This window comes from Pseudomonas sp. GW821-FHT09C09 (genome assembly GCF_059418105.1).
This window is the reverse complement of record NZ_JBWKPF010000009.1, coordinates 274091-295711: the sequence shown is the minus strand read 5'-3', so window position 1 is coordinate 295711 and position 21621 is coordinate 274091. Positions and strand designations below refer to the sequence as shown.

General features: G+C 60.9%; 24 protein-coding genes. 14 read left to right on the top strand and 10 right to left on the bottom strand.

Going from position 1 to position 21621, the window contains the following annotated elements:
* The first annotated feature begins 210 nt into the window (after window positions 1-210).
* Window positions 211-1098, top strand: coding sequence for a threonine/homoserine exporter RhtA (gene rhtA / locus AC07NR_RS26020; protein WP_085710677.1), 888 nt, complete (start codon window positions 211-213; stop codon window positions 1096-1098).
* A 168-nt stretch (window positions 1099-1266) separates the two neighbouring features.
* The gene (locus tag AC07NR_RS26015) at window positions 1267-1548 is read left to right on the top strand and encodes a hypothetical protein (protein ID WP_096821152.1); all 282 of its coding nucleotides are present in this window, start codon (window positions 1267-1269) and stop codon (window positions 1546-1548) included.
* A 10-nt stretch (window positions 1549-1558) separates the two neighbouring features.
* Here AC07NR_RS26015 and AC07NR_RS26010 read toward each other — a convergent pair whose 3' ends face one another.
* The gene (locus AC07NR_RS26010) at window positions 1559-2128 is read right to left on the bottom strand and encodes a TetR/AcrR family transcriptional regulator (protein WP_085710678.1); all 570 of its coding nucleotides are present in this window, start codon (window positions 2126-2128) and stop codon (window positions 1559-1561) included.
* Between the two features lie 92 nt (window positions 2129-2220).
* Between AC07NR_RS26010 and AC07NR_RS26005 the strand changes: the two genes are divergently transcribed.
* Window positions 2221-2949, top strand: a complete 729-nt coding sequence (locus tag AC07NR_RS26005) for an SDR family oxidoreductase (protein WP_495079771.1) — start codon at window positions 2221-2223, stop codon at window positions 2947-2949.
* Window positions 2950-2982: 33 nt separating this feature from the next.
* The gene (locus tag AC07NR_RS26000; RefSeq protein ID WP_495079770.1) at window positions 2983-3573 is read left to right on the top strand and encodes a 2-hydroxychromene-2-carboxylate isomerase; all 591 of its coding nucleotides are present in this window, start codon (window positions 2983-2985) and stop codon (window positions 3571-3573) included.
* Here AC07NR_RS26000 and AC07NR_RS25995 read toward each other — a convergent pair.
* A complete protein-coding gene (locus AC07NR_RS25995) occupies window positions 3570-4568 on the bottom strand; it encodes a zinc-dependent alcohol dehydrogenase family protein (protein ID WP_495079769.1) in 999 nt (332 codons plus the stop codon). The genes AC07NR_RS26000 and AC07NR_RS25995 overlap by 4 nt on opposite strands.
* A gap of 112 nt (window positions 4569-4680) precedes the next feature.
* Between AC07NR_RS25995 and AC07NR_RS25990 the strand changes: the two genes are divergently transcribed.
* Window positions 4681-5589, top strand: a complete 909-nt coding sequence (locus AC07NR_RS25990; protein ID WP_495079768.1) for a LysR family transcriptional regulator — start codon at window positions 4681-4683, stop codon at window positions 5587-5589.
* On the opposite strand, the gene AC07NR_RS25985 is transcribed toward AC07NR_RS25990, so the two are convergent.
* The 4 genes from AC07NR_RS25985 to AC07NR_RS25970 form a co-directional block, all read right to left on the bottom strand.
* The gene (locus AC07NR_RS25985) at window positions 5582-7390 is read right to left on the bottom strand and encodes an aminopeptidase P family protein (RefSeq protein ID WP_495079767.1); all 1809 of its coding nucleotides are present in this window, start codon (window positions 7388-7390) and stop codon (window positions 5582-5584) included. The two genes, AC07NR_RS25990 and AC07NR_RS25985, sit on opposite strands and share 8 nt — an antisense overlap.
* Window positions 7391-7447: 57 nt before the next feature.
* Window positions 7448-8614: an aminotransferase class V-fold PLP-dependent enzyme gene (locus AC07NR_RS25980; RefSeq protein WP_495079766.1), complete on the bottom strand. Its 1167-nt coding sequence runs from the start codon at window positions 8612-8614 to the stop codon at window positions 7448-7450.
* A 206-nt stretch (window positions 8615-8820) separates the two neighbouring features.
* Complete coding sequence (locus AC07NR_RS25975) at window positions 8821-9435, bottom strand: LysE family translocator (protein WP_085710685.1); 615 nt, start codon at window positions 9433-9435, stop codon at window positions 8821-8823.
* A 101-nt stretch (window positions 9436-9536) separates the two neighbouring features.
* Window positions 9537-9806, bottom strand: coding sequence for a hypothetical protein (locus AC07NR_RS25970; RefSeq protein WP_248743764.1), 270 nt, complete (start codon window positions 9804-9806; stop codon window positions 9537-9539).
* Between the two features lie 388 nt (window positions 9807-10194).
* On the opposite strand from AC07NR_RS25970, the gene msuE reads away from it, so the two are divergent.
* Genes msuE through AC07NR_RS25950 form a run of 4 tightly spaced genes read left to right on the top strand, consistent with a single transcriptional unit; the run spans window position 10195 to window position 14239 of the window.
* A complete protein-coding gene (gene msuE / locus AC07NR_RS25965; protein ID WP_134827613.1) occupies window positions 10195-10758 on the top strand; it encodes an FMN reductase in 564 nt (187 codons plus the stop codon).
* 10 nt (window positions 10759-10768) lie between these two features.
* Window positions 10769-11914 (top strand): FMNH2-dependent alkanesulfonate monooxygenase, encoded by a 1146-nt coding sequence (ssuD, locus tag AC07NR_RS25960; RefSeq protein ID WP_495079765.1) that lies wholly within the window; start codon window positions 10769-10771, stop codon window positions 11912-11914.
* 10 nt (window positions 11915-11924) lie between these two features.
* Window positions 11925-13112, top strand: a complete 1188-nt coding sequence (locus AC07NR_RS25955) for an acyl-CoA dehydrogenase family protein (RefSeq protein WP_495079764.1) — start codon at window positions 11925-11927, stop codon at window positions 13110-13112.
* A 23-nt stretch (window positions 13113-13135) separates the two neighbouring features.
* Window positions 13136-14239 (top strand): sigma-54 interaction domain-containing protein, encoded by a 1104-nt coding sequence (locus tag AC07NR_RS25950; RefSeq protein WP_495079763.1) that lies wholly within the window; start codon window positions 13136-13138, stop codon window positions 14237-14239.
* Here the strand turns inward: AC07NR_RS25950 and AC07NR_RS25945 are convergent.
* Window positions 14236-14601 carry an antibiotic biosynthesis monooxygenase gene (locus AC07NR_RS25945; RefSeq protein ID WP_495079762.1) on the bottom strand — a complete coding sequence of 122 codons (366 nt, stop codon included), beginning with the start codon at window positions 14599-14601 and terminating at the stop codon, window positions 14236-14238. The genes AC07NR_RS25950 and AC07NR_RS25945 overlap by 4 nt on opposite strands.
* A gap of 90 nt (window positions 14602-14691) precedes the next feature.
* Here AC07NR_RS25945 and soxR point away from each other — a divergent pair, with 90 nt between their 5' ends.
* Window positions 14692-15150, top strand: coding sequence for a redox-sensitive transcriptional activator SoxR (gene soxR / locus AC07NR_RS25940; RefSeq protein WP_085710691.1), 459 nt, complete (start codon window positions 14692-14694; stop codon window positions 15148-15150).
* A gap of 36 nt (window positions 15151-15186) precedes the next feature.
* Here the strand turns inward: soxR and AC07NR_RS25935 are convergent, their stop codons facing one another.
* The 3 genes from AC07NR_RS25935 to AC07NR_RS25925 all read right to left on the bottom strand — a co-directional run bounded on the left by AC07NR_RS25935 (window position 15187) and on the right by AC07NR_RS25925 (window position 17913).
* Window positions 15187-15957, bottom strand: a complete 771-nt coding sequence (locus tag AC07NR_RS25935) for a MetQ/NlpA family ABC transporter substrate-binding protein (protein WP_495079761.1) — start codon at window positions 15955-15957, stop codon at window positions 15187-15189.
* 73 nt (window positions 15958-16030) lie between these two features.
* Complete coding sequence (locus AC07NR_RS25930; protein ID WP_495079760.1) at window positions 16031-16696, bottom strand: methionine ABC transporter permease; 666 nt, start codon at window positions 16694-16696, stop codon at window positions 16031-16033.
* Between the two features lie 2 nt (window positions 16697-16698).
* Window positions 16699-17913, bottom strand: a complete 1215-nt coding sequence (locus AC07NR_RS25925; RefSeq protein WP_495079759.1) for an SfnB family sulfur acquisition oxidoreductase — start codon at window positions 17911-17913, stop codon at window positions 16699-16701.
* A 259-nt stretch (window positions 17914-18172) separates the two neighbouring features.
* Between AC07NR_RS25925 and AC07NR_RS25920 the strand changes: the two genes are divergently transcribed.
* The 4 genes from AC07NR_RS25920 (at window position 18173) to AC07NR_RS25905 (ending at window position 21612) form a co-directional block, all read left to right on the top strand.
* Window positions 18173-18634, top strand: coding sequence for a VOC family protein (locus AC07NR_RS25920; protein ID WP_085710695.1), 462 nt, complete (start codon window positions 18173-18175; stop codon window positions 18632-18634).
* A gap of 140 nt (window positions 18635-18774) precedes the next feature.
* Complete coding sequence (locus AC07NR_RS25915; RefSeq protein WP_495079758.1) at window positions 18775-19650, top strand: alpha/beta fold hydrolase; 876 nt, start codon at window positions 18775-18777, stop codon at window positions 19648-19650.
* 223 nt (window positions 19651-19873) lie between these two features.
* A complete protein-coding gene (locus AC07NR_RS25910) occupies window positions 19874-21076 on the top strand; it encodes a PepSY-associated TM helix domain-containing protein (RefSeq protein WP_495079757.1) in 1203 nt (400 codons plus the stop codon).
* Window positions 21073-21612, top strand: a complete 540-nt coding sequence (locus AC07NR_RS25905; RefSeq protein ID WP_495079756.1) for a PA2404 family protein — start codon at window positions 21073-21075, stop codon at window positions 21610-21612. The genes AC07NR_RS25910 and AC07NR_RS25905 overlap by 4 nt, the downstream gene beginning before the upstream one ends.
* Window positions 21613-21621: the final 9 nt, after the last annotated feature.

Sequence of the window (21621 nt, the reverse complement as noted above, 5' to 3'; positions counted from 1 at the left end):
GAATCTCAAGGAGTTTTCCGTTTCGACTGCGCCGGAAGTGGGGCGAATTATAGAGACTCAGAATCTGCCGTCAACCCCTAATTTGGTTTTTCTATCAGTCGAATCAAAAAGCCCGCTTATATATAGACGCAACACCAGCGAATGCGCAGTATATTGCCCATCACTCAGTCAGTGCCTTCTACTGCCTTTACTATCGGACGATGCCGCGCAATGAACGACCAACCCCGCAGTCTTGTATCCATCCTGTTTCCGGTTGGCCTGATATTGATCGCCATGGCATCGATCCAGTCAGGCGCGTCTCTGGCCAAAAGCATGTTCCCCATCGTGGGCGCCCAAGGCACAACGACGCTACGCCTGATGTTCGCCAGCGTGATCATGCTGCTATTGCTGAGACCCTGGAGGGCAAAGCTGACGGCCAGATCGCTACGTACCGTGATCGTGTACGGGATGGCGCTGGGCGGCATGAACTTCCTCTTCTATATGTCCTTGCGTACCGTGCCGCTCGGTATTGCGGTTGCGCTGGAGTTCACCGGGCCGCTGGCCGTCGCCATCTACGCGTCCCGTCGTGCAATCGACTTCCTCTGGATCGCCCTTGCCGCCGTCGGATTGCTGCTACTGATACCAACAGGTGCAGCGACAGCGGGTCTCGACCTTACCGGTGTGGCCTATGCGCTGGGCGCTGGTGTTTGCTGGGCCCTCTACATTCTCTTCGGTCAGAAGGCCGGCGCTGACAACGGCGTGACGACTGCGGCACTGGGCGTGATGATCGCGGCACTGTTCGTCGCCCCCATCGGCATCGTCCACGCCGGCGCCGCATTGCTGACGCCCTCATTGATCCCGATAGCCATTGGTGTCGCAATACTTTCCACCGCCCTGCCCTACACCCTGGAAATGGTCGCCCTCACCCGTATGCCCGCCCGTACTTTCGGTACGCTGATGAGTATCGAACCTGCATTTGGTGCGCTATCAGGACTGCTGTTCCTGCAGGAATATCTCTCCTTGTCACAATGGATGGCCATCCTCTGCATTATTCTGGCTTCGGTCGGTGCAACGATGACCATGGGCAGCCATGCCAAGCCCGTGATTGCGGCCGATTGAAAGCGGCTGTAACGAAGGTCTGGCATTTGCCGCTCATTTAGGCCATGTTTAGCCTCGCAACTCAGTGCCAGATATGGACTTTTTCGGATAGGGACATCGGAACGCGTCAAGCGAGAGCGAATGCAGGCAGACCCGAGCGCCAGACTCGAGGCCGCCATAAGGACGGTAATGAAACGAATTTTGATACTGATCGCCGTACTCGCCATTTCGGGATGCGCGGCGACCTCCAAGGCTCAGGTAAAGCACGGCAAAAAAGGGCTGCACATCAACTGTTCAGGGCTTTCCTCCTCCTGGGACAAGTGCTACACCAGTGCCGCCAACTCCTGCGCGCCGAAGGGTTACAAAGTCATCGCCAAATCAGGGGATGCGGTGGAAGAGCCGGGTGATTATCCCTTCGGCCTCAACCCCGCCGGCTATACCAGCCGAAGCATGATCGTCATCTGCAAATAAATCACCGCCGCTATTGCGCTCGCTGAACGGCGAGCTGGCGGCCAATTTCTTCGTGACTGGACTCCAGCACTCGCTGCTGAATCTGCGGGGATGCCAACATCCGCGCCACCACCAATGCCCCGACACATTGCGACAGAATCGCCCAGGCCAGGCTGTCGCTCTCCAGAATCTGCGCCCAACTTTCCTGAAGTCGACAAATCCACAGTTCCGCCTGTTCCCGCACGACGACATCCGAGCGCGCAATCTCGGCGCCCAGTGCCGGTAACGCGCAACCCAGCTCAGGTTGCTCGACATGAGCCATGCTCAAATATAGCTTCAGGCACCGTTCCAACCGTTCGCGATCCTGTTCACCCCGCCCGCCCAGCCGTTCCAGGCTCTGGCACAACTCGCGCTCGACAATAGCCGCGAACAACGCATCCTTGGATGAGAAATGGCTGTAGAAAGCCGCGCCACTGAGGCCGATCGCCTTCATCAAGCCGTCGACGCCCATGGTTGAAAACCCGGCTTTTTTTGCAGACAGCGAGCTGCTTTGCAGTAGCTTTTCTTTGGTTTCAAGCTTGTGACCGGCGGAGTACCGCATGTATTTGCCCTCGCAATGGACTGCCTTGACGCTGGGCAAATCCTAGCATAACGTTCGTTCACTTAACGATCGTTTACTAAAGGGATCCACCCATGAATAACAAGAAGGTCGTATTGGTTGTCGGTGCAGGTGATGCCACGGGCGGTGCCATCGCCAAGAGGTTTGCCAGGGAAGGTTTCATCGTTTGCGTCACACGGCGCAGCGCCGACAAATTGCAGCCATTGGTGGAAGCCATTCAGGCAGACGGCGGCGAAGCCCACGGTTTTGCCTGCGATGCGCGCAAGGAAGAAGACGTGATTGCGCTCATCGAAGATATCGAAACCCGTCTAGGACCGATTGAAGCGTTCGTTTTCAACATCGGCGCCAACGTGCCTTGCAGTATTCTCGAAGAAACCGCACGCAAGTATTTCAAGATCTGGGAAATGGCCTGTTTCTCCGGATTCCTCAATGCCCGCGAAGTCGCCAGGCGCATGGTCACGCGCAAGCGCGGCACCATTTTGTTCACCGGCGCCACGGCCGGGTTGCGCGGGGCCTCCGGCTTTGCCGCATTCGCCGGCGCCAAGCATGGCATCCGCGCACTGGCGCAGAGCATGGCCCGGGAGCTCGGTCCGATGAACATTCACGTTGCCCACATTGTGGTCGACGGCGCCATCGATACCGACTTCATCCGCGACAATTTCCCCGACAAGTACGCCACCAAGGATCAGGACGGTATTCTCAATCCAGAGCACATCGCCGAGAACTATTGGTACCTGCACAGCCAGCCAAGGGACGCCTGGACCTTCGAGCTGGATCTGCGCCCCTGGAACGAACGCTGGTAACCCCTCCCAATAACAACAATGAGTGCAGCGATCATGAGCAAAACCGTGGAGTTCTACTTCGACCTCGGCAGCCCCGCCACCTATCTGGCGTACACCCAGCTGCCAGGAATCTGCGCCAAGACCGGCAGCCAGCTGATCTATATCCCGATGCTGCTGGGCGGCGTGTTCAAAGCCACCGGCAACGCCTCACCGGCGATGATCCCGGCCAAGGGCCGCTACATGTTTAAAGACTTGGACCGCTACGCCAATCGCTACGGCGTCCCCCTGAAATTCAACCCGCACTTTCCGATCAATACCCTGATGCTGATGCGGGCGGTGACCGGCATTCAATTGCGCCACCCGGAGCGCTTCCAGGCGTTCATCGATTGCCTGTTCAAAGCGTTGTGGGTTGAGGGTCGCAGCCTCGATGAACCGGCAACGGTTGCAGCGGTGCTGACCGAACACGGCTTCAATCCTGAGCAGGTACTGGCACTGACCAATGATGAAGCGGTCAAGACTGCCCTCAAGGACAACACCGAGACAGCCGTGAAGCGTGGCGTCTTCGGTGCGCCGAGCATGTTCATCGGCAACCAGTTGTTCTTCGGTCAGGACCGGCTCGACTTCGTCGAAGAAGCCCTGCGCTAGATCTCTACCACCAGACGTCCCCGGGCTGCTTTCGACGAAAGCAGCTCATGGGCCTCGCCGGCTGATTCAAGCGTAAAACGACGTGCATCAATCAGCGGCTTCACCTCTCCGGCTTCAATCAACAAGGCAGCCTGGCGCAGGATCTCGCCATGATGCTCGCCACCCTTTCCAGTCAGCAGCGGCAACAAGGTAAACACACCAGAGTAGGTCGCCCCCCGGAATGACAGCGGCGCCAGACTATGCTGCCCCCACCCGAGGCAACTCAGCACATGCCCGTGGTAGATGCGCGCAGCCTTGAAGGACGCATCCAGCGTTTCACCGCCGACCGTGTCATAAACGATATCGAACCCCTCCCCCGCCGTGTACTCGCGGACATAGTCGTCAACCGACATCTCTCGGTAATCAATGAACGTTGCGCCATAACCTTCAATAATCCCGCGCTGCCCTGCGGACCCCGTCGCAAAAACCTCGGCACCGAATGCGTGGGCAATTTGCACCGCCACATGCCCGACGCCACCCGCCCCACCGTGAATCAATACTTTTTTCCCGGCACTCACCCGAGCCCGATTTACCAGGCCTTCCCACGCAGTAATCAGCACCAGCGGTAACCCTGCGGCCTCACGCATGCTCAGATTGGCCGGCTTCCGCGCCAAAAGCCGCGCATCAACCACCGCAAATTCGGCCAGCGAACCCTGCACGCCGCCAATGCCGGTCGCCAACGCATAAACCTCATCGCCCGGCGCCCACCCCTGCACGCCCTCACCCACAACTTCGATCACACCCGCCAGATCCAGCCCCAACACTGCTGGCAACGGCTGTCGAGCATGGGCGGCCTGCCCGGCACGAATTTTCAGATCCAGCGGATTCACTCCGCTGGCCTTGATCCGCACCAATACCTGTCCGGCCCCCGCCACGGGGCGTTCAAGTGAAACCAAGCGTAGCGGCCCATTGGCGGTGTCCACTATCAGGGCATTCATGTGCAGTGAGTCAGTCATTTCGGTCATTCCTGTGGGAGAAAGTGGAGCCATGTTCTCCCAACCGACTCATGCCGATAAGAAGCCAAAAGACTATAGTGATCATGCCAAACCAGCATGAATGAGGCGCTCCGTGGACAAGCTCAACGCAATGGCAATCTTCGTCCGGGTGGTCGAACGCGGTAGTTTTTCCGCCGTGGCCCGGGAGCTGCAAACCACCCAACCCACCATCAGCAAAGTTCTGCGCGCCCTGGAAACCCAGCTGGGCGGCAAGCTGATTGCCCGCAGTACGCGCAAGCTGTCGCTGACCGATGAAGGTCAGCGGTACTACAACGAATGCCGGAATATTCTTGCAGCGGTGGATGCTGCCGAACACAGTTTCCAGTCCGGTCGGGAAACAATCGCCGGGGCGTTACGCATCGGCTCATCAGTCAGCTTCGGCCGCCTGCAGATCGCTCCAAGACTCCCCGATTTTCTCAAGCTATACCCACAGATTCAGATCGACCTGCACCTGAACGACCAGAACCTGGATCTGGTCAGCGAAGGCCTGGATGTCAGCCTGCGCATCGGCGAGTTGAACGACAGCGGCATGATCGCCCGACGAATCGGCACCACCCACCGCGTCACCGTTGCGGCACCTGCCTATCTGCAACACCATGAACATCCGCAATCGCCGCAGGGTCTGGCGCAGCACAACTGCCTGCAATTCAACCAGCTCGAATCGCAAAACCTGTGGACTTACGAAAAGGACGGCCAGCGCCATGAGGTGCGCATCAAAGGCAACGCCCAGAGCAACAACTCCGAGGCGATCCGCGAAATGGTTCTGGGGGGGTTGGGAATTTCGCTGTCACCGGTCTGGCTGTTCAGCGAGGACTTGAAGGCCGGTCGAGTGATCGCCCTGTTGCAGGACTACCAGACCCGATCACTGCCGATACACGCCGTGTCCCCGGCGAACCGTCGTCAGTCCGCCAGGGTCAACGCGTTTGTCGAGTACATGACCCGGGCGCTGGCAACAGCGCCCGAGCTTCAACCCATTAAATAGCGGCAGTACGCGTGTTCAGCCACGCCAGCGCCTCACCGCTGAGCAACGGACTCAAACGCTCGCGCACTTCGGCGTGATAGGCGTTGAACCATTGTTTTTCTTCCTGCGTGAGCAAGGACGGTTCCAGGCAACGGGTGTCGATCGGGCACAGGGTCAGGGTTTCGAACTTGAGGAATTCGCCGAACTCGCTACTTCCAGCAACTACGTTCATTGCCAGGTTCTCGATCCGCACACCCCAGCGGCCCGGACGATAAGTACCCGGTTCGATGGAAGTGATCATCCCCGGTTGCATGGCGGTTTGCGGCGCCGGTGCAGCCTGATAGGCAATCACCTGCGGACCTTCGTGCACATTGAGGAAATAACCTACGCCGTGACCGGTGCCATGACCGTAATCCACGTTCTCGGCCCAGATCGGCGCGCGGGCGATCGCATCCAGCAGCGGCGACAGAATGCCTTTCGGGAAATGTGCGCGGGACAATGCGATAACGCCCTTCAACACGCGGGTGCAGTCACGTTTCTGTTCTGCGCTCGGCGTGCCGACCGCCACCATGCGTGTGATGTCGGTGGTACCGCCCAGGTATTGGCCACCGGAATCGATCAGCAGCAAGCCGTCACCCTCGATCACCGCGTGCTCTTCCAGGGTGGCGTGGTAGTGCGGCATCGCACCGTTGGCGTTGTACGCAGCGATGGTATTGAAACTCAGCGACACATAATCCGGACGACGCTCACGGGCCGCAGTGAGTTTCTCGTCAATGGTCAGCTCGGTAATGCGCTCGCGACCCCAGGCCGATTCCAGCCAGGTGAAGAACTCGCACAGCGCCGCGCCGTCCTGCTCCATCGCCTGACGAATGTGCTCGGCATCCGCCGGGCTTTTTTGTGATTTGGCCAATGTGGTCGGATTCAGGCCTTCGACCAGTTTCACAGCGCTGTCGAGGTTGCCCAGCAGGCCGCTGGTCACCCGCGCGGGATCCACCAGCAGGCTCGCGCCGTTCGGGATCGCAGCCAAGGCCTCGGCAACTTCGCTGTAGTCGCGCAGAGTCACGCCGTCTTTTTCCAGCACGGCGCGCAGATCAGCGTCGACCTTGCTCAACGCCACAAACAGCGTGGCCTGTTGCTGACCGATCAAGGCAAAAGAAACGAACACCGGGTTGAACGACACATCGCCGCCGCGCAGGTTGAACAGCCAGGCGATATCGTCGAGGGTGGCGATGAAGTGCCAGTCGGCGCCGCGTTCCTGCAGGGTTTCACGCAACTGGGCGAGTTTCACGCCACGGCTGACGGTCGCCTGCGGCGGCAAGTGTTGATAGATCGGCGCGTTCGGCAGGCCCGGACGGTCGCTCCAGACTTCGTTCAACAGGTCGAGGTCGGTACGCAGGCTCGCGCCCCGCGCTTCGAGCTTGCTACCCAGGGTCCGCGCCGACGCCACGGCCATGACCGCGCCATCGACTGCGACCACGCCACCTTCCGGTGTTTGCTCGGCGAGCCAGTCCAGCGGGCTCGGCTGACCCGGTTGCAGCTTCACCAGTTCGATGCCGCTGCCCTTGAGTTCCTTGGTCGCCTGTTCCCAGTAACGACTGTCGGCCCAGACCCCGGCGAAATCGGTGGTAACAATCAACGTGCCGACCGAGCCATGGAAACCCGACAACCATTGCCGCCCCTGCCAGTAACCCGGCAGGTACTCCGACAGGTGCGGGTCGGCGGATGGCACCAGCAGTGCGTGAATGCCTTCGCGACGCATCAGTTCGCGGGTGTGCGCCAGGCGCTGGGGAACCGTTCCTTCGGTCAAAGTCTGGGTACTCATCGTGTCTCCTGCCAATCACTTCATCGTTATTGTTCGGTGCCGTTCGAAGCCGGCTCGTTAAAGCCCTGCCGCCCAGAATGCCGGAGCACTGGCGCAGGCGGTCTTGATCAGATCTACAGCCTTGTCGATGTCCTCGGTGGTGGTGAAACGGCCGAGGCTCAGGCGAATGGTGCGGCCGGCCAGATGTGCATCGTGCCCCAATGCCAGCAAAACGTGGGACGGTGTGTTGCTGGCGGAGTTGCAGGCCGAAGTCGCGGAAAACGCAATCGAATGGCTCAGCGCCGCCGGGTTGAACTCGCCTTCGCTGAAGGTCAGGCTCAAGGTGTGCGGAATTCGTTGAGTAACGCTGCCATTGAGGCGCACGCCGGGCAGGCTCAACAGTTGTTCGAGCAGTCGCTCGCGCAGCGCGACGATGGTTTTCTTCTCGTCATCAAAGGCCTCGGCAGCCAGGGCAAACGCCGAGCCCATGGCAGCAATCTGGTGAGTCGCCAAGGTACCGGAACGCAAGCCGCCCTCGTGACCGCCACCGTGAATCTGCGCCTGCAAGCGCTGTTGCGCACGCGGGCCGACGTACAGCGCGCCGATGCCTTTGGGGCCGTAGAGTTTGTGCGCCGAAAACGACATGAGATCCACCGGCCATTGCGCCAGATCGATCGCGACCTTGCCGGCGCCTTGCGCCGCGTCGACGTGGAACAAGGCCCCGCGTCCACGCACCACTTCGCCGATGGCCGGGATGTCGTTGACGGTGCCGAGCTCGTTGTTGACCAGCATCAGCGACACCAGAAAGGTGTCATCGCGCATCGCTTCGCTGACCGCTTGCGGGGTGATCAGGCCCTCGGCGTCCGGCACTAGATAAGTGACAGCGACACCGGCGTCCTGCAATTGTCGGGCGGTATCGAGGATGGCCTTGTGTTCGATCTGACTGGTGATGATGTGGCCACCGGACACGCCACGTGCCTGGGCCACGCCTTTGAGGGCGAGGTTGTTGGATTCGGTCGCACCGGAGGTCCAGACGATCTGTTGCGCCTGGGCGCCGACCAGTTCGGCGACTTGCCGGCGAGCGTTCTCGACCGATTGCCGGGCCTGCTGGCCGAAGGCGTGTGAACTGGAGGCCGGGTTGCCGAAATTACCGTTGAAACCCAGACACTCGATCATCACCTGGATGACCCGCTCGTCCACCGGAGTGGTGGCGGCGTAATCGAAATACAGCGGACGTGTGTTCATAAAAAGACTCGCAGAGCGTGTTCCGGGATCAGGAAGCTCGTGTCTACAAACGGCACGACGCAGCCTTGTGAGCTGCGTCCGGGTTCGAGAGCGTCATCAATACCTGATCGGATGCCGTTAAAGAAGAACAACTTCATTTAAAAGTGCGTAGGAACGCTCCTGAACGCGACTTTAACAGGCATCGGGCCGGCGGTTGTAGCACTGCGTCAGCTAAAGCTTTCAAGGAGTAACGGATACAGCGAAATCACCAGCAGCGCCGCCATGCCCCAGTTGAACACCCGCAACCAGCGACGATCCTTGAGCACATTGCGCAGCAAGGTCCCGCACGCCGCCCAGACGCCGACGCTCGGCAGGTTGATGATGGCGAACACAGCAGCGATCACGATCACGTTGGTGAAATAACCCTGCATTGGCGTGTAGGTGCTGATGGCGCCAATGGCCATGATCCACGCCTTGGGATTGACCCACTGGAAGGCTGCCGCGCCGAGGTAGCTGATCGGTTTCGCCTCGCCGGATTCGCTTTCGCCGACCGGGCCGGAATGGGCGATTTTCCACGCCAGGTACAGCAAGTACGCCGCGCCGACGTAACGCAGGACCGTGTAAAGAAGTGGATAAGTCTGGAACACCGCGCCCAGTCCGAATCCCACCGCTACCACCAAGACGAAGAAGCCGCAGGTAATGCCGAGCATATGGGGGATGGTGCGGTTGAAGCCGAAATTCACGCCCGATGCCAGCAACATGGTGTTGTTCGGCCCCGGTGTGATCGAGGTGACAAGGGCAAACAGGGCAAAGCCCAGCAACAGGTCAAGCGAGAGGGTCATGGCAGGCAGTCCGTCAGGGTCATTCAGGTGTTGACCCTATCCCACGACGCCGCGCAAACCCACGGACAGTTGGGTAAAACTTCGAGCAGTACAGTTTCGGATCAGCTAGGACGACCGTGCAGCTGTACGGCCCGCTCTGCGCTCATTTCACCCTTGTTATCAAACCCGAAAGGCTTCTGCGGCTGGCCGAGCAATTCGGCTTTTTTCACCTGGTATTCCTCGAAGGACAAGCCGCGACGGTTCAGGCTTTCGAGGGCCAGTTCGCGGGTTTCTTCCGCCGTGTAGGGGCGAAGTTCCGGGGAAACGTGGCTCGCGCAACCGGCGAGCACGGAGACAGCGAGCATCAGGGAAACAGTCAGTAAACGATTCATGGGAGCGTCCTGGCGAGCAGAGTGGGTCGATGGAGAAAGGCTACGCCCGGGCTCGTCGTGGCAGAAATCAACGCTCTCAATAGTGGCTATCAGGTTTCGGACAGATCGGCTTCGAATATTCAAAAAAAATCTATCAATATCAATTAACAGTCTTTTACGGAATAACAGTCAGCCTTTATAAATCCTTCATCGCGTTCGGCAGTGTTGCTCCAGCAACTGTTTCCCAGGCAACAGCGGTTCAACAAACCGGCCTGAAAGTCACAGGACCACAGCCCCCGACAACGCTAAAAGCCCCGGAATACGGGCCTTACAGGAATTGGTACAGCGCTTGCTCTGCTCCAGTGACTACTCACTGCTCGCCGAGCAACTGTTGAAAAAGGAACTGACCATGTCGCGTCCATTGAAAGTCGTCGCCCTGTCCGGCGGAACCTGGCGTCCATCGCGCACCCTGGTGCTGACCCAGGCCCTGCTGACTGAATTGTCCGGGCACCTGCCGGTCGAGAGTCATCTGATCGAACTCGGCGACATCGCCCGCCCGCTCGGCGCCGCACTGTCCCGTCAGGAATTGCCGGCGGAAATCGAGGCCGAGCTGCAAGCCATCGAACAGGCTGACCTGCTGATCGTCGCCGCGCCGGTGTATCGCGGTTCCTATCCTGGCCTGCTCAAGCACTTGTTCGATCTGATCGATCTGAATGCGCTGATCGACACCCCTGTGCTGCTCGCCGCCACCGGCGGCAGCGAACGCCATGCGCTGGTCCTCGATCATCAGTTGCGCCCGCTGTTCAGTTTCTTCCAGGCCGTGACCCTGCCGATCGGCGTGTACGCCACCGAAGCCGATTTCGCCGACTACCAGATCACCAGCGAGCCGCTGAAAGCGCGCATCCGTCTGGCCGCCGAACGCGCCGCGCCGCTGTTCGGTGCACACCTCAAACCGTTGCTGAAAATCGCTTAAGGAGCTGTTCATGGATGTTTTCTGGTTCCTGCCGACCCACGGCGACGGCCACTATCTGGGCACCACCCAAGGCGCGCGCCCGGTCACCCTCAATTACCTGAAACAGGTGGCGCAAGCCGCCGACAGCCTCGGTTACCACGGCGTGCTGATTCCTACCGGGCGTTCCTGCGAAGACTCTTGGGTGATCGCCTCGGCGCTGGTGCCGTTGACCGAACGCCTGCGCTATCTGGTGGCGATCCGTCCGGGGATCATTTCGCCGACCGTCTCGGCGCGTATGGCCGCCACCCTCGATCGACTGTCCAATGGCCGCTTGCTGATCAACGTTGTGACCGGCGGTGACCCCGACGAAAACCGTGGCGACGGCAGCTTCCTCAGCCACAGCGAACGCTACGAGGTCACCGACGAATTCCTCAAGATCTGGCGCCGCGTGTTGCAAGGCGAAGCAGTGGATTTCGAAGGCAAACACCTGAAGGTGCAGAACGCCAAGGCCCTGTATCCACCGGTGCAGAAACCCTACCCGCCGCTGTACTTCGGCGGTTCCTCCGACGCCGCCCACGATCTGGCCGCCGAGCAGGTCGACGTGTACCTGACCTGGGGCGAACCGCCGGCCGCCGTCGCCGAAAAACTTGCCGACGTACGTGAACGCGCCGCCCGTCACGGGCGCAAAGTGAAGTTCGGCATTCGCCTGCACGTGATCGTGCGCGAGACCGCGGAAGAAGCCTGGAAAGCCGCCGACAAGCTGATCGAGCACATCAGCGACGAAACCATCGAGGCCGCGCAGAAATCCTTTTCACGCTTCGATTCCGAAGGCCAGCGGCGCATGGCCGCCCTGCACGACGGGCGCCGCGACAACCTGGAAATCGCCCCCAACCTGTGGGCCGGCGTCGGCCTGGTACGCGGCGGTGCCGGGACTGCCTTGGTGGGCGATCCGCAACAAGTGGCGGCGCGGATCAAGGAATACGCAGATCTGGGCATCGAGAGTTTTATTTTCTCCGGCTACCCGCATCTCGAAGAAGCCTACCGCTTTGCCGAGCTGGTCTTCCCGCTGCTGCCCGAGCCGTATGTAAGCCTGGCCGGACGCGGCGTGACCAACCTCACCGGGCCGTTCGGCGAAATGATCGCCAACGATGTTCTGCCCGCCAAAGCCAACGCCTGAGGAAGACCGAGTGACCGCCAAACCGCAAAGCACCCTGCTCTCCCCCTTGCAGACCGCCCGCCAACTGGCCGCCGAATTCGCCCTGACCGCCGTCGAGCGCGACGAGCGCGGCGGCACACCGAAAGCCGAGCGCGATGCCCTGCGCGACAGCGGACTGCTGGCCCTGAGCATTCCCACCCGTTACGGCGGCCTCGGTGCGCGCTGGAGCGAAACCCTGGAAGTCGTGCGCGAGTTCGCCAAAGTCGACAGCTCAATCGCCCACGTCTTCGGTTTTCATCACTTGATGCTGGCCACCGTGCGCCTGTTTTCCCGCCCCGAACAATGGCAACCGTGGTTTGAGCAGACCGCGCGACAGAACTGGTTCTGGGGCAATGCGCTCAATCCGCTGGACACCCGCACCGTGGTCAAGGACCTCGGTGGCTGGCGCGAGTTTTCCGGCAAGAAAAGCTTCTGCTCCGGCGCCAGCGATTCGCAGATGCTGATCGCCTCGGCGGTGGACGAAAGCAACGGCGGAAAACTGCTGATCGCGGCGATCCCCAGTGGTCGCAGTGGCATCACCCTGCACAACGACTGGAACAACATCGGCCAGCGCCAGACCGACAGCGGTAGCGCCACGTTCGAACGGGTGCGGGTCGAGGAATCGGAACTGCTGCTGGATCCGGGTCCGTTGAGCACCCCGTTCGCTTGCTTGCGCCCGCTGATCGCACAACTGACGTTCACCCACATGTTTCTCGGCATCGCCGAAGGGGCCTTTGAAGAGGCGCGGCAATACACCCTCAGCGAAACTCGGGTCTGGCACAAATCCTCGGTGCGCGAGGTGCGTGAAGACCCGTATGTGCTGGCCCATTACGGCGAATTCTGGGTCGCCCTCGAAGGCATCCGTCTGCTGGTAGAACGCGCCGCTACGCTGCTCGACGAAGCGTGGTCCAAAGGTCCGAACCTGAGTGCCGAAGAGCGCGGACACCTGGCCACGGCGATTGCCACGGCCAAGGTCGCCGCCAGTCGCCAGGGTCTGGAGATTTGCAGCCGACTGTTCGAAGTCACCGGTGCCCGCTCGACCCACGCGTCGCTACGCCTCGACCGACACTGGCGCAACCTGCGCACGCAAACCCTGCACGATCCGCTGGATTACAAACTCCATGAGCTGGGCGACTGGGCGCTGAACCAGTCCCTGCCGGTGCCGACGTTCTATTCCTGATTTCCTTTCGTGGAGCGAGACCCATGCAACTGCTGACCCTGCCGCCCTCACCCGCCCTGGCCACTTCGATTCGCGCCACTGCCCAGGTGTTCGAAGACCCGAAATCCCAGGCCCTGCTCGCGCATCTGCAACAAGTCGCGCCGAGCGAAGCCAGCGTACTGATCATCGGTGAAACCGGCACCGGCAAGGAGCTGGTGGCGCGGCACATCCATAACCTGAGCAACCGGCGCAACCGGCCGTTCATTGCAGTCAACTGCGGGGCGTTTTCCGAATCGCTGGTGGAGGCCGAATTGTTCGGCCATGAAAAAGGCGCCTTCACTGGCGCCCTCAGTGCCAAGGCCGGGTGGTTCGAAGAGGCGGATGGCGGCACCTTGTTCCTCGATGAGATCGGCGATCTGCCGATGGCGATCCAGGTCAAATTGCTGCGGGTGTTGCAGGAGCGCGAAGTGGTGCGACTGGGTTCTCGCAAGAGCATTCCCATTGATGTGCGGGTGCTGGCGGCGACCAACGTGCAGCTGGAGAAAGCCATCAACGCCGGGCATTTCCGCGAGGATCTGTATTACCGGCTGAACGTGGTCAATCTGGAACTGAGCCCGTTGCGCGAACGGCCCGGCGACATCCTGCCGCTGACCCGGCATTTCATAGAGGCCTACAGTCAGCGTCTGGGTTACGGACGCATCACCATCAGCCCCGGCGCCGAGCACAAACTGCGCGGCTACACCTGGCCGGGCAACATCCGCGAACTGGAAAACGTCATCCATCACACGCTGTTGATCTGCCGTAACGGCGTGATAGAACGCGACGATCTGCGCCTGTCGAACCTGCGCATCGACCGTCCGGACGATCAGCACGGCAGCGTCGACGATTCACCGGAAGCGCTGCTCGAACGCGCCTTCCAGAAACTCTTCGAGCATCAGGCCGGCGCCCTGCATGAAAAAGTCGAGGACGCGTTGCTGCGTTCGGCCTATCGCTTCTGCCATTACAACCAGGTGCACACCGCCGCGCTGCTAGGCCTGAGCCGCAACGTGACCCGCACGCGGCTGATCAAGATCGGTGAACTGGCGGTGAACAAGCGGCGGCCCGCGGAAAACCTGCAGGGCGAGCGCCTGATCCAGCTGTCGATCTAGCCCACCAGTAGGCAGTGCAAACCATCGTCGTGACTGCGGGCGATGCTGCTCAGCACCTGGAATGAACCGAAGGTCACGGTGCGCGCCTGATGGGCGCGAATCAACTGCCAGAAATCCTGCTCGCCGGTTTCGAAACTCTGGAACGCCGCCTCCCCCGCCTCGCGGGATTGCCATTGCAGGAAACCCAACACCCGCCGGCCATCGTCGCTGGCCTGAACACTGGCGCTGACGAAACCGGCGTAACGCTGGGCCAGACGCTCGGTCTGCACGGTCAGCGCCGAGACCAGCGCCGGTTGTTGGCCGGGCTCGATTTCGAATTCGATCAATTGGGTGAAGCTGCGATTTTTCGCTGTGACTTGCATAACGCCCCCACTCGGTCAGGCGAATCTTGCGATTCGAAGGCTTGCAGGGTAAAACCTCGAGTTAACTAGAGGTCAAGGGGCAATTTTCAAATGGTCACAGCGGAAAATTTGCACAGGCAACTCACCGTCGGCGAAGTCGCGGCCCGCAGTGGTGTTGCCGTCACCGCCCTGCATTTCTATGAATCCAAGGGTTTGATCAAAAGCCAGCGCAATGCCGGCAACCAGCGCCGTTATCCACGGGAAGTGCTGCGGCGGGTGGCGCTGATCAAAGTAGCGCAACGGCTGGGGATTCCGCTGGCGGAAATCGGCGAAGCGCTGAAACAGCTACCGGACAACCGCGCACCGACGGCAGCGGACTGGAAAGTGTTGTCGGAACAGTGGCGGCGGGAGCTGGACGAGCGGATCAATCAGTTGATGCTGCTGCGGGATCGGCTGACCGGTTGCATCGGCTGCGGCTGCCTGTCGATGGAAGCCTGCCCGCTGCGCAATCAGGGCGATGTGCTGGGCGAGCAAGGGCCGGGGGCGCACTTTCTCGATGTCCCGGATTGACGGTCCCCATGGCATGGGAACCGTCAAATCGAACAATCAGAAGCCCGGCGCAATCTGCCCTTTGTAGCGGGTCAGGATGAACTGACGCACCTCATCGGAATTCAACGCCTTGGCCAGTTTGTGCAGGCCCGGATCGTTGATATTGTCGGGACGGGCGACCAGAAATTCGATGTACAGGCTCTTGCCCTTCTCGACGATCAGCGCGCTGTTGGTGTCGATCCCGGCTTCAAGCGCGTAGTTGGCGAACACGAAGGCCAAGTCCACCTGGCTGACGGAACGAGCCAGCAACGCGCCTTCCAGTTCACGGATTTTCAGATGCTTGGGGTTTTCGACGATGTCGCGCTGGGTGGCCAGAGTGTTGCTCGGATCCTTGAGTTTGATCAGCCCCGCCTCATGCAACAGCACCAACGCACGACCGGTGTTCACCGGGTCGTTGGGGATCGACACACTGGCGCCGTCCTTCAGCTCGGAGATGTTTTTGATCTTGGTCGAGTAAGCACCAAACGGCTCGATGTGCACGCCGACCACCGGCACCAGATTGGTGTGGCGGGTCTTGTTGAAGTCATCGAGAAACGGCCGGTACTGGTAGTAGTTGGCGTCGAGGTTTTTCAGCGCCAGTTGCTGGTTGGGCTGGATGAAGTCGGTGAAGACCTTGATGTCCAGATCCACGCCTTCCTTGGCCAGGCTCGGTTTGACGAATTCGAGGATTTCCGCGTGCGGCACCGGGGTGGCGCCGACGATCAGTTTTTCGTTGGCGTGAGCGCCAAACGACAGCACGGCAGCCAGAACGGCCAGGGTCTTTTTCATGGTTTGCTCCAAGGCAGATTTGAGTGGCCGTCGTGGGGTGGACGTGGGGCCTTTATGGGATGAACTGTTTTTTTCAGCGGCGGCTGTAGTGCGCCACCAGTCGGTCGCCGCTCATTTGCAGGGCCTGCACCAGAATCAGCAGCAACACCACGGTGACCACCATCACGTCAGTCTGAAAGCGCTGATAGCCGAAGCGGATCGCCAGGTCGCCGAGCCCGCCGCCACCGATCACGCCAGCCATGGCCGTGTAATCCACCAGCACGATGGCGGTCACCGTCACCGCCGCCAGCAACCCGCCGCGGGCTTCCGGCAACAGCGTGTGGCGAATGATCTGCCAGGTGTTGGCGCCCATGGCCTGGGTCGCCTCGACCACGCCGCGATCGACTTCGCGCAACGCGGTTTCCACCAGTCGCGCAAAGAACGGTGTGCAACCGACCACCAGCGGCGGAATGGTCCCGGGCACACCCAGAGAGGTCCCTACCAGCAACGTGGTCAGCGGAATCAGCACGATCAGCAAAATGATGAACGGCAGCGAACGCAGCATGTTCACGATCACCGACAGCACCCGGTACACGCCGACCGTTTCATGCAACTGGCGCTTGCCGGTGAGAAACAGCAGCAGGCCCAGCGGCAAGCCCAGCAACACTGTGAACAGCAGCGCCGCACCGAGCATGCTCAACGTATCGAGACAGGCCTGGGCGATGTCGGCCCAGTAAATGTGTTTGAACCAGTCGGCCATGATCAGGACCAGTCGTGGCGCGGTGGTTTGACGCCGTTGAGCAGCCAGTTGCCGACCACGTGGTATTTCCAGCGCACCGGGTCATGCAGGGTGTGGACCCGGGCGTTGCGCCAGTGACGGTCGAAGTTGTGCTTCTTCAGGGTCGAACGGGTGCCACCGAGTTCGAACAACTTGTTGCTGGCTTCGATGGCGATTTCCGTGGTCAGCACTTTGGCCTTGGCCACGGCCAGGGAGGCCAGCGCGACGTTGTCTTCATCGGGTGCCGGACGTGCGGCGTCGAGCGCCCAACCGGCGCGTTCCAGCAACGCCTCGGCGGCTTCCAGACGGATTTCCAGTGCGCCGATCTGAATGATGGTCAGCGGATCTTCGCTGGCCTTGTCCACACCCGCATCGATCCATGGCCGGGCGAACTGACGGACGAACTCAACCGTGTCACGCAGCGCCGCCCGGGCAATGCCGGCGTCGATGGCAGCGGTGGTCAACTGGGCGAACGGCCCGGCCAGGGTCGGGCTTTCGTAGGAACGGTACGTCGGGAACAGATTGAACGGCGCCACCTGCAAGTCTTCCGCCAGCACGGTGCCGCTGGACGTGGTGCGCTGGCCGATGCTGTCCCAGTCGTCGACGATCACCAGCCCTTTTGTGCCGCGCTCGACGAACGCCAACTGGCCCTTCTGTTCCTCATCCAGCGCCAGCACCGCCAGCCAGTGGGCGTAGAGCGAACCGGTGCAGTAGCCCTTGCGGCCATTGATCACGTAGCCGTCACCATAACGACGGATCGTGGTCTGGATGTCCTGCACGTTCTTGCCGCCGGTTTCCGACAGCGCATTGGCGAAGCGATGACCTTGCAGCGCCAGCTCAAAGAAGTGCGCCTGCTGCGCCGGCGTGCCTTGCAGACGGATGTCTTCGAGCAGGCAATAGTGGTTCTGCGGGATCTGCCCGAGGGACGGATCGGCGGCGGAAATGATCGCGATCACCTGTGCCAGCACCGCATTGGACACCTGCGCGCCGCCGTATTCCTTCGGCACGGTGATGCCCCACAGGCCACTGTTGGAATACAGGTCGACGATTTCGGCGGGCACTTCACGGTGGCGGTCACGCTCGGCGGCGTGCTCCTGCAAAACGGCGGCGACCTGTACGGCCACGCGCAAGGCTTCGGCGTCGTCGGCGATCCGATGGGCGGCCGGCGGGTTGATCGGATAAACGGCAGATTCAGACATGGATGACTCTCGGTATCGGTGTTGTACCGGGTCATTGCAGCTTCTGTGCCTGACTGGCAGCCCTTGTCTGACGCGGCTTTCAACGGCTATCAACAGATAATGGCGATAAAAACCCGCGCATTCTGTTGCTTCACTGTCGATGGCTGAACACTGCTCGTCGGCTACTCGTTCATGGCTGCGCGACGGATCTATAGTTGAGCGACCGGAAACCCCGGCGAAGGCAAACCTTCAGTCACTCATAAAAAAAGGGAGTACCGCCATGAGCGTCCAACCCATCCCGGAGGGGTACCACAGCGTGACCCCGTATCTCGGCATCCATAAGGCCGCCGAGGCCATCGATTTCTATAAAAAGGCGTTCGGTGCCACCGAAGTCATGCGCCTGAGCATGCCTGACGGTCGCGTCGGCCACTGCGAACTGCGCATCGGCGACAGCGCGATCATGCTGGGCACACCGTGCGACCAGGGACCATTGAGCAATCCGGACAGCGCCGTGTCCGTCGGTCTGCATCTGTACGTGACCGATGTCGACAAGTCGTTCCAGCGTGCACTGGATGCCGGGGCGAAGGCAGTGTCCGAGGTCAAGGATCAGTTCTACGGCGATCGCAGCGGTACGTTGAAGGATCCCTACGGACATCTGTGGTTCCTGGCCACGCGCAAGGAAGACCTGACCCAGGAGCAGATCGAACAGCGGGCAAAGGAAATGTTTCAGCAGGCTCAGTAATGACGATTCTCCATTCCCGCGCCGCGCGCGGGGATGGGTGAACACGATTCATGAACCGTCGAACCACGCTTCACGCCTTGTCATGAACGCCCGGCGATTTCAGGATGCAGGTCAACCGCCTGAATAAAGGATCACCCCCGATGTTTGCCGGATTCGTCAAAGACCAGCGCCACGTCAATGGCATGGACATCACTTATCGCCTCGGCGGCAGCGGCCCGGGCCTGCTGCTGTTGCACGGGCACCCGCAGACCCACGTCATCTGGCACAAGGTCGCCGAGCAACTGGCCGAACATTTCACCGTGGTCGCCGCCGACCTGCGCGGTTATGGCGACAGCAGCCGACCACCCGCCGATGAGCGGCACGCCCACTATTCCAAACGGGAGATGGCCCGCGACGGCGTGGAATTGATGAAGGCGCTGGGCTTTACGCAATTTTCGATCCTCGCCCACGACCGTGGCGCCCGGGTCGCCCATCGCCTGGCCCTGGATCATCCTTTTGCCGTGCAACGCATGGTGCTGCTGGACATCGCGCCGACCCTGGCGATGTACAGCCAGACCAACGAAGCCTTCGCCCGGGCCTACTGGCACTGGTTTTTCCTGATCCGCCCGGCGCCGCTGCCGGAAACCCTGATCGAGGCCGATCCCGAAGCCTACCTGCGCAGCGTCATGGGCAGCCGCAGCGCCGGGCTCAAGCCGTTCACTGACGAAGCGTTCGCCGAATACCTGCGCTGCCTGAACCTGCCCGGCAGCGCTCGCGGCATCTGCGAGGACTACCGGGCCAGTGCCGCTATCGATCTGGAACATGACCGGGCCGACCTCGCGGCTGGCCATCATCTGAGCTTGCCGCTGCTGGTGTTGTGGGGCGCCGAAGGCACGGTCGGTCGTTGCTTCGATCCACTCAGGGAATGGCAGCAGGTGGCCACCGACGTGCGCGGCAAGTCCTTGCCCGCCGGGCATTACCTCGCTGAAGAAGTGCCCGATCTGCTGCTCGCCGAAGCGCTGCCGTTCCTGCGCTGAGCCATCCCGGCCATCCGCTCACCACGATTCCACTAGGCGTCGTGGTGAGATTGCAGTCGCGAAACATTTACTTTCATATCCTTCATCGGGATTTGCTTCAGTCATCCGTCTTATAGAGATGCGGGCCAGTCGCGTAGGCAAAAGCCACGACCGGCCCTTCAGGGACTCCCGCGCTGCGAAGCCCGTAGCACCGAGCCCCCTCACTGAATCAAGACCCGTCATCATGTCGAAGAAATCCCGCTCGAAACTGTGGTTCCTCATACACAGCTGGTTGGCGTTGCCGATCTGGTTTTTTGTTCTGATTGTCTGCGTCACCGGCACCCTGGCGGTGGTCAGCCAGGAAATCGTCTGGCTGGCCAACCCGCAGATGCGCGCCAGCGCCCCTTCGGACGACGCACCGCGCCTCAGTTACGACCAGATCCTCGCCGAAATCAAAAAAGCCGAACCGCAGACGCTGGTGCAAAGCATCAGCCGGCCTGACGAGTCGCACTTTGCCCTCGACGTCGAGGTCAGCTACCCCGACGGCCGCTCGCTGACGGTCTACGTCAATCCGTACACCGGGGTCATCCAGGGCACCGCGCCGACCTTTGACTTCAAGGCCTTCACCCGCGCCTTGCACGGCTGGTGGCTCGTGCCGTTCACCAACGGTTTCAGCTGGGGCTGGTATCTGGTGTCGTTCCTCGGGCTGCCGATGCTGGCGTCGCTGGTGACCGGGCTGGTGGTGTACAAGCGCTTCTGGAAGGGCTTTTTCCGTCCGACCCTGCGCTTCAACCACGGCGCGCGAATCTTCTGGGGCGACTTCCATCGCCTGAGCGGTATCTGGTCGATCTGGTTCATCGCGGTGATTTCCATCACCGGGGTCTGGTTTCTGATCCGCGCCCTGCTGTTCGACTTTCAGATTTCAATTTCCAGCGAGCCGATCATTCCGGCCATGTCCCGTGAAAGTGTGCCGATCTCCACCGACGGCACGCCCCCGCCAAAGATCAGCCTGGATTCGGCCATCGAGATCGCCCAGACAAAAATCCCGGGGCTGGAAGCCAGTTTCGTCAGCCTGCCCGGCAACGCCTACAGCCACATGAGTGTCGGTGGTCGCGGCTGGTATCCACTGATGTTCCAGACCGCCACGCTCAATCCTTACAACGGTGAGATTGCCGCCTCGCGCCTGCTGTCCGACCGGTCGGCCGTAGAGTTCGTCACCGAATCCATGCGTCCGTTGCATACCGGCGACTTCGGCGGGATATGGATCAAACTGATCTGGTTTTTCTTTGGTTTGCTGCTGAGCATGATGGTCCTCAGCGGTCTGCTGATCTGGACCAAACGCACCGCACTGGCCACGCTCAACGCCCTCAAGCGCGAAGACAAGAGAAACCGCAAGGCGATACCACGCTCGGCTTCCCGACAGGAACCTTCGGAGGTGAGCCCGTGAGTAAGAGCAAAGCAATATCACCCTCGCGTCTGAGCCGGTTCTGGCACAAGTGGCGATTCCACCTCAATGTCCTGCTGTTGCTGATCCCGCTCGGGTTCATGCCCAAGTATTTTGCCGATGCTTCGCTGTTTCGTGGCGACAGTGGACTGGGCGAACGGGAAATCGGCGAGATCCAGGTCGGTCCCTGGAGCCTGCGCCTTGCCGAGCTGCGCAATCAGGCGCCGATCCTGACCGGCCCTGCCGGTTACATGAAGGACTTCAGCGCCGCCCTTTGCGACGCCTGCATCGGTCACGTCAAGGCAACTTACCTTCGCATCGGCAAACCCCGCAGCCTGCGGGCTGCCGGCGTGATTTTCTTCGGCACGCCGTATCGCATGGGCACCCAATTGCCAGTGCCGGAAAAGACCGCCGCCGACGCCGAGCTGTGGATCACTATGGAAGGCTGGGACGGCAGCATGCACCAAGCCTCGATTCCGCTGAGCCAGGCCTCACCCGCCACCCTTGCCTGGCTGAACAAACAAGGAGCCAAACCATGAGCCGTCCTT

What these genes read in the sequence shown, in the direction of transcription:
- AC07NR_RS25995 (WP_495079769.1), bottom strand. Translation starts at nt 4,568, where the DNA reads ATGACTGACTCACTGCACATGAATGCCCTGATAGTGGACACCGCCAAT.
- AC07NR_RS25985 (WP_495079767.1), bottom strand. Translation starts at nt 7,390, where the DNA reads ATGAGTACCCAGACTTTGACCGAAGGAACGGTTCCCCAGCGCCTGGCG.
- ssuD (WP_495079765.1), top strand. Translation starts at nt 10,769, where the DNA reads ATGGATGTTTTCTGGTTCCTGCCGACCCACGGCGACGGCCACTATCTG.
- AC07NR_RS26000 (WP_495079770.1), top strand. Translation starts at nt 2,983, where the DNA reads ATGAGCAAAACCGTGGAGTTCTACTTCGACCTCGGCAGCCCCGCCACC.
- AC07NR_RS25915 (WP_495079758.1), top strand. Translation starts at nt 18,775, where the DNA reads ATGTTTGCCGGATTCGTCAAAGACCAGCGCCACGTCAATGGCATGGAC.
- AC07NR_RS25910 (WP_495079757.1), top strand. Translation starts at nt 19,874, where the DNA reads ATGTCGAAGAAATCCCGCTCGAAACTGTGGTTCCTCATACACAGCTGG.
- AC07NR_RS25945 (WP_495079762.1), bottom strand. Translation starts at nt 14,601, where the DNA reads ATGCAAGTCACAGCGAAAAATCGCAGCTTCACCCAATTGATCGAATTC.
- rhtA (WP_085710677.1), top strand. Translation starts at nt 211, where the DNA reads ATGAACGACCAACCCCGCAGTCTTGTATCCATCCTGTTTCCGGTTGGC.
- AC07NR_RS25935 (WP_495079761.1), bottom strand. Translation starts at nt 15,957, where the DNA reads ATGAAAAAGACCCTGGCCGTTCTGGCTGCCGTGCTGTCGTTTGGCGCT.
- AC07NR_RS26005 (WP_495079771.1), top strand. Translation starts at nt 2,221, where the DNA reads ATGAATAACAAGAAGGTCGTATTGGTTGTCGGTGCAGGTGATGCCACG.
- AC07NR_RS25980 (WP_495079766.1), bottom strand. Translation starts at nt 8,614, where the DNA reads ATGAACACACGTCCGCTGTATTTCGATTACGCCGCCACCACTCCGGTG.
- AC07NR_RS25920 (WP_085710695.1), top strand. Translation starts at nt 18,173, where the DNA reads ATGAGCGTCCAACCCATCCCGGAGGGGTACCACAGCGTGACCCCGTAT.
- msuE (WP_134827613.1), top strand. Translation starts at nt 10,195, where the DNA reads ATGTCGCGTCCATTGAAAGTCGTCGCCCTGTCCGGCGGAACCTGGCGT.
- AC07NR_RS25930 (WP_495079760.1), bottom strand. Translation starts at nt 16,696, where the DNA reads ATGGCCGACTGGTTCAAACACATTTACTGGGCCGACATCGCCCAGGCC.
- AC07NR_RS25950 (WP_495079763.1), top strand. Translation starts at nt 13,136, where the DNA reads ATGCAACTGCTGACCCTGCCGCCCTCACCCGCCCTGGCCACTTCGATT.
- AC07NR_RS25925 (WP_495079759.1), bottom strand. Translation starts at nt 17,913, where the DNA reads ATGTCTGAATCTGCCGTTTATCCGATCAACCCGCCGGCCGCCCATCGG.
- soxR (WP_085710691.1), top strand. Translation starts at nt 14,692, where the DNA reads ATGGTCACAGCGGAAAATTTGCACAGGCAACTCACCGTCGGCGAAGTC.
- AC07NR_RS26010 (WP_085710678.1), bottom strand. Translation starts at nt 2,128, where the DNA reads ATGCGGTACTCCGCCGGTCACAAGCTTGAAACCAAAGAAAAGCTACTG.
- AC07NR_RS26015 (WP_096821152.1), top strand. Translation starts at nt 1,267, where the DNA reads ATGAAACGAATTTTGATACTGATCGCCGTACTCGCCATTTCGGGATGC.
- AC07NR_RS25970 (WP_248743764.1), bottom strand. Translation starts at nt 9,806, where the DNA reads ATGAATCGTTTACTGACTGTTTCCCTGATGCTCGCTGTCTCCGTGCTC.
- AC07NR_RS25975 (WP_085710685.1), bottom strand. Translation starts at nt 9,435, where the DNA reads ATGACCCTCTCGCTTGACCTGTTGCTGGGCTTTGCCCTGTTTGCCCTT.